Source organism: uncultured Oscillibacter sp., assembly GCF_950073225.1.
GTDB lineage: Bacteria > Bacillota > Clostridia > Oscillospirales > Oscillospiraceae > Oscillibacter.
The window spans coordinates 40,852-51,376 of the sequence record NZ_CATMPS010000020.1 but is presented as its reverse complement, the minus strand read 5'-3'; the positions used below and the strand labels follow the sequence as shown (position 1 = coordinate 51,376).

Genomic DNA, 10,525 nt, shown 5'->3' with positions numbered 1-10,525 from the left:
CGCCGCCGCGGCCCCCGCTCCGGCCCCCGCCGCCGCCGCTCCCGCCGGAGGCGAGCAGGTCACAAGCCCCATGCCCGGCACCATCCTGGACGTGAAGGTCAGCCAGGGCGCTTCCGTGAAGAAGGGCGACGTGCTGATGATTTTGGAGGCCATGAAGATGGAAAACGAAATCATGTGCCCCTGCGACGGCAAGGTGGCCTCCATCAACGCCGCCAAGGGCGCGGCGGTGGAGTCCGGCACGCTGCTGTGCGTCATCCAGTAAGGCGCTGGAGGGACTGGAATGGAAGCTATACTGGATTTTGTAAACAGCTCGGGATTCGCGCTGTTTGCCCAGGGGGACAACTGGAAGTGCCTGGTGATGCTCCTCATCGCGTGCGGCCTTCTCTACCTGGGTATCGTCAAGAAGTTTGAGCCCCTGCTGCTGGTGCCCATCGCCTTCGGCATGCTCATCACCAACCTCCCCGGCGCGAACATGTATCACGAGATTTTCTTCGCCGGGGGGCACATCCACTGGGACCTCATCGGCGGGACCCCCGTCACAGCGGAGTTCCTGGCGGAGCTGGCGGCGGCGGACGTCTCGGACGCCGTGCTTGCAACAGCCACGGTGGGCCAGTCCATCACACCGGGCCTGGTAGACATCCTGTATCTGGGCGTCAAGCTGGGCATTTACCCCTGTCTGATCTTCATGGGCGTGGGCGCCATGACGGACTTCGGTCCCCTGATTGCCAACCCCAAGAGCCTGCTCCTGGGCGCGGCCGCCCAGCTGGGCATCTTCGTCACCTTCGTGGGCTGCCGGATGTCTGGGCTCTTCACCTCTGCTGAGGCCGGTTCCATCGGCATCATCGGCGGCGCGGACGGCCCCACGGCCATCTTCGTCTCCACCCTGCTGGCCCCCCAGCTGCTGGGTCCCATTGCAGTGGCGGCGTACAGCTACATGGCCCTGGTGCCCGTCATCCAGCCCCCCATTATGCGGCTTTTGACTACAGAGGAAGAGCGCAAGATCGTCATGAAGCCCCTTCGGGAGGTCTCCAAGAAGGAAAAGATCATCTTCCCCATCATGGTTGCCATCTTCGTGGCCTTGCTGGTGCCCTCCGCCGCTCCCCTGATTGCCTGCCTGATGCTGGGCAACCTCTTCAAGGAGTGCGGCGTGGTGGAGCGCCTGAGCAAGACGGTGCAGAACGAGCTCATCAACATCGTCACCATCTTCCTGGGCGTGTCCGTGGGCGCTACCGCCACGGGCCGGACCTTCCTGAGCCTCCAGACCATCGCCATCATGCTGATGGGCATCGTGGCCTTCGGCTTCGGCACCGCCGGCGGCGTGGTTCTGGCCAAGATCATGAACCTGTTCCTGAAAGAAAAGATCAATCCCCTCATCGGCTCCGCCGGCGTGTCCGCCGTGCCCATGGCCGCCCGGGTCTCCCAGGTGGAGGGCCAGAAGGCCAATCCCAGCAACTTCCTGCTGATGCACGCCATGGGCCCCAACGTGGCCGGCGTCATCGGCTCCGCCATCGCCGCGGGCGTGATGATCTCCCTGTTCGGCTGATAGATAGGAGGTATTGTAATGGCTATGGAATTTTTGTCTAAGAAGCCCCTGTATATCACCGACACCATCCTCCGGGACGCTCACCAGTCCCAGGCGGCCACCCGGATGCGGGTGGAGGACATGCTCCCCGCCTGTGAGGTGCTGGACTCCATCGGCTACTGGTCTTTGGAGTGCTGGGGCGGCGCGACGTTCGACTCGTGCATGCGCTTTCTTAACGAGGACCCCTGGGAGCGTCTGCGGAAGCTCCGCAAGGCTCTGCCCAACACGAAGCTCCAGATGCTCTTCCGGGGCCAGAACATCCTGGGCTACAAGCACTACGCCGACGATGTGGTGGACGCCTTCTGCCGCAAGTCCATTGAAAACGGCATCGACATCATCCGGATTTTCGACGCGCTGAACGACGTGCGGAACCTGGAACAGGCCATCAAATCCACCAAGAAATACGGCGGCATGGTAGAGGCTACCCTCAGCTACACCATCTCCCCCATTCACAATGAGGAGTACTTCGTCAAGCTGGCCCTGGAGCTGGAGCAGATGGGCGCGGACGTAATCTGCGTCAAGGACATGGCGAACCTGCTTTTGCCCATGGACGCCTATTCCCTGGTGAAGAAGCTGAAGGAAACCGTGAAAATCCCCATCCACCTCCACACCCACAACACCACCGGCACCGGCGACATGGTGTATCTCATGGCGGCCTACGCCGGAGTGGATATTGTGGACACGGCCCTGAGCCCCCTGGCCAACGGCACGGCCCAGCCCGCCACGGAGTCTTTGGTGGCCACCCTCCAGGGCACCGTCCGGGACACCAAGCTGGACCTGAACAAAATGAGCGAGGCCGCCGCCCACTTCCGCAAGGTCGCCCAGAAGCTCAAGGAGCAGGGCAGCCTGGACCCGAAGGTGCTGAACGTGGACACCAACACCCTCCTCTATCAGGTGCCCGGCGGCATGCTCTCCAACCTGATTTCTCAGCTGAAGCAGGCGAACAAGGAGGAGAAGTACTACGACGTGCTGGCGGAGATTCCCCGGGTCCGCAAGGACTTCGGCTATCCCCCGCTGGTCACCCCCACCAGCCAGATCGTGGGCACCCAGGCCGTCATGAACGTGGTGGTGGGCAAGTACAAGACCTTCCCCAAGGAGTCCAAGGGCCTCCTCCGGGGCGAGTACGGCCAGGTTCCCGGCGAAGTCAACGAGGAAGTCCGGGCCTTGGCGGGCATCAAGCCCGAGGACGTGATCACCTGCCGCCCGGCGGACCAGCTCCAGCCGGAGGTGGAGAAGTACCGGGAGGAGTTCAAGGACATCGCCAAGAGCGACGAGGACGTGCTGTCCCTGGCGCTGTTCCCCCAGGTGGCTCCCAAGTTCCTGGCCTGGCGGGATGGTCCCCATGACGAGCCCGCCGCTGCGCCTGCGGCTCCGAAGGCCGCCCCGGCGGACCCCAACGCCGTGCGGGAGCTGTTTGTGGAGTTCAAAGGCTGATTCGTTTTGATGAAAAGAGGACGGTATCGAAAGATACCGTCCTCTTTTTACAAGCCGTCGAACTCATAATTATCGGCGCTCAGCTCCAGCGTCTCCAGGACCTCCCCGTCCCCGCCGTACAGCGTCACCTTTACCGGGAGGTCTACGTGAATGATACCGTAGCCGTCCTCTCCCTTGCTGTAGAAGCGGTACCACTGGCTTGCCAGAGAGGTCAGGCTGGTGTAATCATGCCTGTAGTCCCCCTCCTCCCGGTAGCGGAAGGAGAACACCTTGTCGTTTACTTTCTCCCCCTGGTAGGCGTAGGTCCTCTGCTCCCCGAAGGTGGTCTCACATTCCTCCGTCTCCGGGTCGTGGACCTGGGTGGTCCGCTCCAGCGTGACCTCCGCCGTGGCGGAGGCCGCGTCCTCAAAGGCGCCCGCCACGTACAGTGTTCCGTCGATTGCCGTGCAAAAGGACCCCCGGCCCATTTTCAGATACCGGTACCGCTCCGGCCAGACCCCTAAAAGGTGGCGGCTGGAGCTTGTGCAGACGTAGGTATCCCCGGTGTGAGCCAGCAGATAAGTGGTGTGCCAGGGGAAAAAATCGCTGCTGTAGCGCCGGGACTTCCGCTCCACCACCAGGGGCTCCAGGTCGGAGAGGAAGTACTGCCGCTCCACCCGGTCCAGCATCCCCTGGACGGTGTAAGGCGGAAAGCCCAGCAGGGCGTACAGCAACGTCCCCAGCAGGGCGCACAGGGCCAGATTCCGGGCCGTCTTCTGCCCGCGGTTCAGTTTCATGGCTCCGCCTCCCATTCCACCCGCAGGGTCCAGTCCTGGCCGGAGAGGGGGTAGGAGATCTCCGCCCAACGGGGCGGGCCGTCCAGCGTCAGCCGCACCGTCTGGCGGAAGCGGGTCCAGCCGGAGGACGTCCCTTTGCCGACGAGGTTCCAGCAGCGGCTCTCCGGCCAGGTCCGGGCGATCTCGTCATATCGGAAGCGGGACAGCTCCCCCCGGTCGTCCCGCCAGGTAAACTGCCAGGGCCACACGCCGCCCAGCGCCGCCAGCGGGTCCCGCATCTTCATCCACAGGCGGACCTCCGCCATGGTATGGCCGTCCTCCTCCGTCACGTCCCCCGGCGCGGCGTAGAGGGTCCCGTGCTCCAGCTCCACGCTTACGGCGGAGGCCGGGGGCTCCTCCCAGTTCCACTCGGCCTGGGTCCGGTAAAGCAGGTTCTTCCCTCCGCTGTTCTGCAGCGCCGCCGCCAGGGTCAGCAGCACCAGGGCCAGGAGCAGCGTCCGGCTGGCCTTCCACAGCCACCCCAGCCAGGGCTTATGTACCCGGTCCAGGGCCCGGCCCACCTCCTGGGCGTCCCCCATGGCCTCCAGGGCCCGCTCCGCCGCCAGCGCCGGGTCCCGGCCCAGGCGCAGGAGGTCCTTTACGTGGTCGTCGTAGTGAACCCGGAGCTCCTGGGCGATGGCCTTCCGGTCCGGCTGGAAACGGACCTGCTCACACACGGTGTCCACCCAGATTTTAAACGCGTCTCTCATAGCGCCCCTCCTCACGCCGGGGAGGCGCTGTTGACCACCGCGTCCACCTGTTCCCGGAAGGTCGCCCACTCCTCCTTCCGGGCGTCCAGGGCCCGGCCGCCCTTCCGGGTGATGCGGTAGTACTTCCTTGTCCGGCCCTCCGGGGACTTCTTTTCCCGGACGCTGACCAGCCCCTCCGCCTCCAGGCCGTGAAGGATGGGATAGAGGGTCCCCTCCTTCAGGTCGAAGACGTGGTTGGACCGCCGGGCCAGCTCGGTGATCATCTGGTAGCCGTACATCTCCTCCCCCGAAAGCAAAGAGAGGACCAGCAGCGTCGTGCTGCCGCTCATCAGGCTCTTGTCGATTTTCATGGTGCGCCTCCTTTCAAAATGCCTCGGTCATCTATGGTTAGTATACATAGATGACCGAGGTTTGTCAAGCGCCAAACGGCGCGCCCCCCGCGCCATTCCGCCCTGGAGATCAGGAAAGGGCGGACACAGCGGTCCGCCCCGGGGAAAATACCTCTTTTCAAGTATAGGACCGTTCCACCCGGACCTTGGCCTGGAAGCCGCTGTCCAGCACCTGGACGGCGCTTTGGATCTTCTCCTCCACCTCCTGGTCCGTGAGGCGGAAGTCGAAGGGCACCGCCGCGTCGAAAATCACATGGGCGTGCCCCTTCCGGGGCACCACCCTGAAGTCGTGAATGGTGATGTCCCCGTCGATGCACCGGACCAAGGCCTCCACCCGCTTGCGGGTCTCCTGGGTGACGCCGTCGTCGGTGCACACCGGGTCCATGTGAATTACCGCCTCGCAGCCCAGGCGCTCCCGGAGCTCCCGCTCCACATGGTCAATGCGGTTGTGGAGCTCCAGCAGTTCTCCGCTGGCAGGGACCTCGGCGTGAAGGGAGATCATCCGCCGCCCGGGGCCGTAATCGTGGACGATGAGGTCGTGGACCCCCAGGATGGGCTGGTGGGACAGGACCAGGGACCGGATTTTCTCCACAAACTCCGCCGAGGGCGGCGTGCCCAGCAGGGGGTCCATGGTGGCCTTAACCGCCTGGACGCCGGACCAGAGGATGAACAGGGCCACCAGCAATCCCCCCCATCCGTCCAGAGCCACGCCCGTATAGCGCTCCACCAGGGAAGCGGCCAGCACCACCGACGTGGCGGCGCAGTCGCTGAGGGAGTCCAGGGCGGCGGCCTCCATGGCTGTAGAGCCGATGCGCTTTCCGATCCGCCGGTTGTAAAAGGCCATGTAGAGCTTTACGGCGATGGCGGCGCAGAGGACCGCCGTCACCCAGGGGCCGGTCTCCGCCGGGACAGGGCGCAGAATTTTCCCCACGGAGGACTGGGCCAGCTCGAAGCCCATCAGCAGGATCAGCATGGCCACCACCAGGCCGGAGAGGTACTCCATCCGCCCGTGGCCGAAGGGGTGCTCGTGGTCCGGCTTCTGCTCCGCCAGGCGAAAGCCCAGCAGGGTGACCACGGAGGACCCGGCGTCGGAGAGGTTGTTGACAGCGTCCGCCACCACGGCGATGGACCCGGAGGCCAGGCCCGCCAGCAGCTTCCCCAAAAACAGCAGCAGGTTTAAAAACACACCCACCCCGCCGCAGAGGATGCCGTAGCCCCGCCGCAGCTGGGCCTCCGTCTTCCCCTCGGGCCTGAGGAACCGGCGGGCCAGAATCGAAATCACAAACTCCACTCCCTTCCAGGAACTCATAAACGTTAGAGGATATGCGGAAGAGCGGCATGTTGATACCGCTCTTTCCCCTTTATTTCTTCCCCGGCAGAACCAGTTTCATATGGCAGCACAGGTCGTCCAGGTCCCGGTCCGTGGCGGCGGGCACCCGGAGCCTGGCCCCGCAGTCCCGGCAGATGAGGTCCACGGCGGACCGCCGGACCTCCATGCCGTAACGTCCGCTGCCGCAAGCGCAGGAGATTCCCTTCCGGGCGGCGATGTCCCGGAGCTCCGAGAGGACCTCGTACATGATAACGTTATCCAGGAAGGCCTCGTTGTCCCCCTGCCTCTTCTCCTTCTCCGCCAGGACAGCCAGCTCCCTGAGCTGCCGGTCCACGGTGCCCTCCGGGCCGATGAAGCAGCAAAACTGCTTCGTCCCGGCGCAGGCCAGGGCCACGGCCCCTTCCAGCACCTGTTTCCGGGAACAGACGGCGGTGTGGGTCCCCCCGCAAAGGCCGCAGGGAACGGTGAGCCGGTAGCGCTCTCCGTCAAAGGCCGCCGTCAGGGCGGAGCCGCCGCAGTCACACTCCACCTCCGCGCCGGAGGCCTCCAGCGCAAAAACGGAGCGCGCCTTCATAACGGGCTTCCCGCATTTTGGGCAGAGATATCCAAAGGTCCGCATCTCCTCGCGCATGGCAAAGCACCTCTTCCACGCTCCCCGTCGAGTCCGGGGAATCTGTATAGTTAGAATTTAAATTTTACCATAAGCCTTTGGCGAAGTCCAGTGCTTTTGTGCATACTGCGCAGAATTTCTCCGCACATAACCGCCCCTCGTCCTCCGCCGCCCGCAAACCGGCGCGGCCTTTGCGGGTTGAAAGCAAAGGAATTCCCCATCCGGCGGAGCGTTCCGCCCCTTCGGGGCGGGAAGCGCAGCGGTAAGGGGAATTCCTTGTCTATCGCTGAGGGAAAAGGGCTGTCGCATTAAGTATACATGCGCAGGCAAGCCGCCCAGCCGGCGGGCCTTACTTCAGGCGGAACGCGGCCACCAGGCTCTTGAGGAGGCTGGCCTGGGAGGAGAGCTCCTGGCTGGCGGCGGCGCTTTCCTCACTGGTGGCGGAGTTGGTCTGCACCACGCTGGAGATTTGGTCAATCCCCTCCGTAACCTGGCTGATCGCAGCGGTCTGCTTTTCCACCGCCTCTACCACGATGGACATCTGGGTCGTGACGCCGCCGGCGCTGACGCTGGTGCGGTCCAGGGACTGGGTTACCTCGTTCACCACATGACTGCCCTCGGCCACGGCGGCGATGGAGCTTTCAATCAGGTCCTTGGTGGCCTTGGCGGCTTCGTCGGACTTGTTGGCCAGGTTGCGGACCTCGTCGGCCACCACGGCGAAACCCTTTCCGGCCGTTCCGGCCCGGGCCGCCTCCACGGCGGCGTTCAAGGCCAGGATGTTCGTCTGGAAGGCAATGTTTTCGATGGCGGCAATGATTTTGCTGATTTCCTCGGAGGAGCTGGAGATCTTGCCCATCGCCACGTTGAGCTGCTTGACGTATTCCATGCTGACGCCCAGCTGGCCCCCCGCCTGTTCCACAAACTGACCGGCCTCCTCCGTGGCCTGGGCGGTCCGCCGGGCGTTTCCGGAGATGTCGCTGATGGTGGCGGAGAGCTCCTCGACGGAGCTGGCCTGCTCTGTGGCGCCCTGGGCCAGGGCCTGGGCGGTATTGGACACCTGCTCGGCTCCGGCGGATACCTGTTCGGCGCTTTCCCGGATCTGGCTCATGGTCTCATTCAGCTTGGACTGGATGCTGTCCAGGGAGACCTTGATGGACATAAAGTCTCCCACGTATTCCTGCCGGGCGGAGGCGGTCAAGTCTCCGGAGGCAATGGAGTCCAATACGGAGGCAATCTCGCCGATGTAGGAGCGGAGCCGCCGGATTGTCCTCTCAAAAATAAGGGCTAACTGGCCCACCTCGTCGTTGGAGTGAATGGCGATGCCGCCCTCCTCGCCGCCGGAAAGTCCCAGGTTACCCTGCTCCAGGCGGCCGGCCACCCGGGTAATCTCCGCCAGGGGAGAGGAAACGGTCTTTTTCAGGTACGCCGTGAGGAAAAAGATGCACACAACGATGACGGCGAGGCTCACCAGGATGGTATAGATTACCGTCATAAAAATCTGATGGTTGGCCTCCGCGGAAGAGATCCCGGCAAAGAGGAGGCCGTTGACCGCTCCGGCGGCGTCTCTGGTGGGAACATAGGAGCACAGATATTCCTCATCCAGAATGGTTGCCCTGCCCACATAGCTCTGCCCTTTTTGCAGCACAATTTCAGACAGCTCGGAGGACAACGTGGTGCCCACCACCCGCTGCCCGTTCTGGACTACGGTGGTGTAGGCCCGGGTATTTCCTTCAAAGATGGTAAACTCACAGCCCATGCGGCTTTTCAGATCATCCAGCAGCTGGTTGACATCTTCTGTGCCGCCGGTCTGGCTCAGGAGGTAGTCCAGCATATTGGTGCCGTTGGTGCAGCGCTGCTCCAGCATCCCGGTTGCCAAAGAGCGGAACATAATCACGCACATGCCCACGGCGAAGACAACGGATATCATCTGCATGATGACGACCACATTGCCCACTTTTTTGCCGATGCGGGTCTGTTTTCCTTCCGCGCTCTTTTGTGAAAACGCAATCTTTTTCATAGTCGCTTACCCCGTCTGTCTGTCAGAATTAAAATCGGCATACAGCCATTTGTCATTATACTGAGGGACCGCCCTTTTTGCAAGCCCTTTTTTATCCGGGGGATGTCCTGCCGCGCGTTTTATACGCCGTGCAGAGGCCGCCCTTTGCCGCGGGCAGGAACCGGGGCGCCGAAAAGGAGAGCCAGGCGGCGCCTGACTCTCCTTTCTGGCACGCCAGGAGGGATTCGAACCCCCGGCCCCCTCCTTAGGAGGGAGGTGCTCTATCCTGCTGAGCTACTGGCGCATAAAAAGTATCTTCCCTTTTCGCTTCTTCGTCCCACGGAGCCGCAAGGGCGGATAACACTTCTATTCTACCCGCTTTCCCCCCGCCTGTCAATCCCAAATCTAAGACTCTCACCCTGGACTTTTTTCCCGTTCCGCGCTATAATGGAGCCATTCTAAAAAGGAGGGTGAACCCCATGACCCCGGAGAAAAACGACAAGAAGCTGACCCGCTGGCTGCTGGCGGCTACCATCGCCCTTTTGGCACTGGTGCTGTGCCTCCAGCTCTGGCAGATGTTCGGCAGGAAAGCCGGAAACGACGCCCTGGCCCCGGATTCCGCCAACGGCCCGGCCGCGCCCCAGGCCGCAGAGCCCCTGACTCCCCCCGCCGCCGGCGTCTCTCAAGGCAAGACTACCATAATCGAAGACGTTCAGGCCCTCAACCCCGCCCTGTCCTCCGATGATCTGGCCTCCCTCTCCTCCAAGGAGCTGGAACAGCTCTGGAAGACCGGCGCGCCGGGCCTGCCCATCGGCATGTCCCTTGCCGCCCACGCGGCGGAACAGTACGCCGGAACCCTGGAAGTGGACTCCGTCACCAGCAAGACGGAGCCGGAGCTGGACGAGGCCCCCGCCCACTACGAGGTGGAACTCCGCCACCCCACCCTGGGGAACTTCGAGTATAAAATCGACGCCTACACCGGCGAGGTGCTGGAGGGCCTTCCCGATATCATGGGAAGCGTTCCGTCCGCCGCGCCGCAGGAGGCCCCCGCTCCGGAAGCCCAGCCCCCCGCTCAGGCCCAAACCCCTTCCGCGCAGAAGCCCGCCGCCGGGGACCAGGCTCCCGCCGCCACCGGCGAGGAGGCCGCGAAAAGCGCCGCCTTCACCCACGCCGGGGTCTCCGCCGCCGACGCGGAAGCCGTCCGCTGCAAGCTGGACTGGGAGAACGGCCACCAGGTCTACGATATTGAATTCTGGGTGGGCAATACCGAATATGACTACGAAATCGACGCCTCTACCAACGCCGTGCTGGAGTCCAAGCAGGAGCAGAACAGCCGCCCCGGCGGGACCGCTGCCCAGCAGCCGGGAAGCTTTATCGGCGAGGAAGCCGCCAAGAGCGCGGCCCTGTCCCACGCCGGAATTTCCGCCGCCGACGCGGGCTATGTGCAGTGCGAGCTGGACGAGGACGACGGCCGCTGGATTTATGAGCTGGAGTTCCGGGCGGGAAGCGTGGAGTACGAATATGAGATCGACGCCTCCTCCGGCACGGTGGTCAAGGCGGCGCAGGACCGCTGAGCCCGCGATTGAAAAAGAACTGTAAACATTCGGGCTTCCTGTTGCGTTTTACCAAAGGATACGCTATACTAGACGCTGTAGCTAA

Annotated in this window: 10 protein-coding genes and 1 tRNA gene; 4 read left to right on the top strand and 7 right to left on the bottom strand. The window is 63.4% G+C overall.

Translation table 11 applies throughout. The annotated features are described in order from the left end of the window. The 3 genes from Q1M04_RS10640 to Q1M04_RS10630 all read left to right on the top strand — a co-directional run. On the top strand, window positions 1–262 hold a 262-nt coding region (locus tag Q1M04_RS10640), incomplete at its 5' end, for a biotin/lipoyl-containing protein (RefSeq protein ID WP_300447692.1). Window positions 263–280: 18 nt separating this feature from the next. Further along, on the top strand, window positions 281–1,543 hold the full coding sequence (locus tag Q1M04_RS10635) for a sodium ion-translocating decarboxylase subunit beta (protein ID WP_297999097.1): 1,263 nt from the start codon (window positions 281–283) through the stop codon (window positions 1,541–1,543). An 18-nt stretch (window positions 1,544–1,561) separates the two neighbouring features. After that, complete coding sequence (locus Q1M04_RS10630; protein ID WP_297999095.1) at window positions 1,562–3,016, top strand: pyruvate carboxylase subunit B; 1,455 nt, start codon at window positions 1,562–1,564, stop codon at window positions 3,014–3,016. 47 nt (window positions 3,017–3,063) lie between these two features. On the opposite strand, the gene Q1M04_RS10625 is transcribed toward Q1M04_RS10630, so the two are convergent. From Q1M04_RS10625 to Q1M04_RS10595, 7 genes are all read right to left on the bottom strand, one after another. Further along, window positions 3,064–3,792, bottom strand: coding sequence for a hypothetical protein (locus tag Q1M04_RS10625; RefSeq protein WP_297999093.1), 729 nt, complete (start codon window positions 3,790–3,792; stop codon window positions 3,064–3,066). Then, on the bottom strand, window positions 3,789–4,541 hold the full coding sequence (locus Q1M04_RS10620) for a permease prefix domain 1-containing protein (RefSeq protein WP_297999090.1): 753 nt from the start codon (window positions 4,539–4,541) through the stop codon (window positions 3,789–3,791). Before Q1M04_RS10620 ends, Q1M04_RS10625 begins: the two co-directional genes overlap by 4 nt. Window positions 4,542–4,552: 11 nt before the next feature. Next, a complete protein-coding gene (locus Q1M04_RS10615) occupies window positions 4,553–4,891 on the bottom strand; it encodes a PadR family transcriptional regulator (protein WP_297999087.1) in 339 nt (112 codons plus the stop codon). 157 nt (window positions 4,892–5,048) lie between these two features. Next, window positions 5,049–6,212 (bottom strand): cation diffusion facilitator family transporter, encoded by a 1,164-nt coding sequence (locus Q1M04_RS10610; RefSeq protein WP_297999084.1) that lies wholly within the window; start codon window positions 6,210–6,212, stop codon window positions 5,049–5,051. A 79-nt stretch (window positions 6,213–6,291) separates the two neighbouring features. Further along, window positions 6,292–6,891, bottom strand: a complete 600-nt coding sequence (locus tag Q1M04_RS10605) for a hypothetical protein (RefSeq protein WP_297999081.1) — start codon at window positions 6,889–6,891, stop codon at window positions 6,292–6,294. Window positions 6,892–7,219: 328 nt separating this feature from the next. Continuing rightward, on the bottom strand, window positions 7,220–8,887 hold the full coding sequence (locus Q1M04_RS10600; protein ID WP_297999079.1) for a methyl-accepting chemotaxis protein: 1,668 nt from the start codon (window positions 8,885–8,887) through the stop codon (window positions 7,220–7,222). A gap of 206 nt (window positions 8,888–9,093) precedes the next feature. Continuing rightward, window positions 9,094–9,170 (bottom strand) — tRNA-Arg (locus Q1M04_RS10595). A 175-nt stretch (window positions 9,171–9,345) separates the two neighbouring features. Here Q1M04_RS10595 and Q1M04_RS10590 point away from each other — a divergent pair. Next, entirely contained in the window at window positions 9,346–10,440 is a 1,095-nt protein-coding gene (locus Q1M04_RS10590; protein WP_297999076.1) for a PepSY domain-containing protein, read from the top strand. The last annotated feature ends 85 nt before the right edge of the window (window positions 10,441–10,525 follow it).

Bases quoted from the DNA above. Each gene is read 5' to 3' on its own strand.
- Q1M04_RS10605 (WP_297999081.1), bottom strand. From the start codon at position 6,891: ATGCGCGAGGAGATGCGGACCTTTGGATATCTCTGCCCAAAATGCGGG.
- Q1M04_RS10630 (WP_297999095.1), top strand. From the start codon at position 1,562: ATGGCTATGGAATTTTTGTCTAAGAAGCCCCTGTATATCACCGACACC.
- Q1M04_RS10620 (WP_297999090.1), bottom strand. From the start codon at position 4,541: ATGAGAGACGCGTTTAAAATCTGGGTGGACACCGTGTGTGAGCAGGTC.
- Q1M04_RS10590 (WP_297999076.1), top strand. From the start codon at position 9,346: ATGACCCCGGAGAAAAACGACAAGAAGCTGACCCGCTGGCTGCTGGCG.
- Q1M04_RS10635 (WP_297999097.1), top strand. From the start codon at position 281: ATGGAAGCTATACTGGATTTTGTAAACAGCTCGGGATTCGCGCTGTTT.
- Q1M04_RS10625 (WP_297999093.1), bottom strand. From the start codon at position 3,792: ATGAAACTGAACCGCGGGCAGAAGACGGCCCGGAATCTGGCCCTGTGC.
- Q1M04_RS10600 (WP_297999079.1), bottom strand. From the start codon at position 8,887: ATGAAAAAGATTGCGTTTTCACAAAAGAGCGCGGAAGGAAAACAGACC.
- Q1M04_RS10615 (WP_297999087.1), bottom strand. From the start codon at position 4,891: ATGAAAATCGACAAGAGCCTGATGAGCGGCAGCACGACGCTGCTGGTC.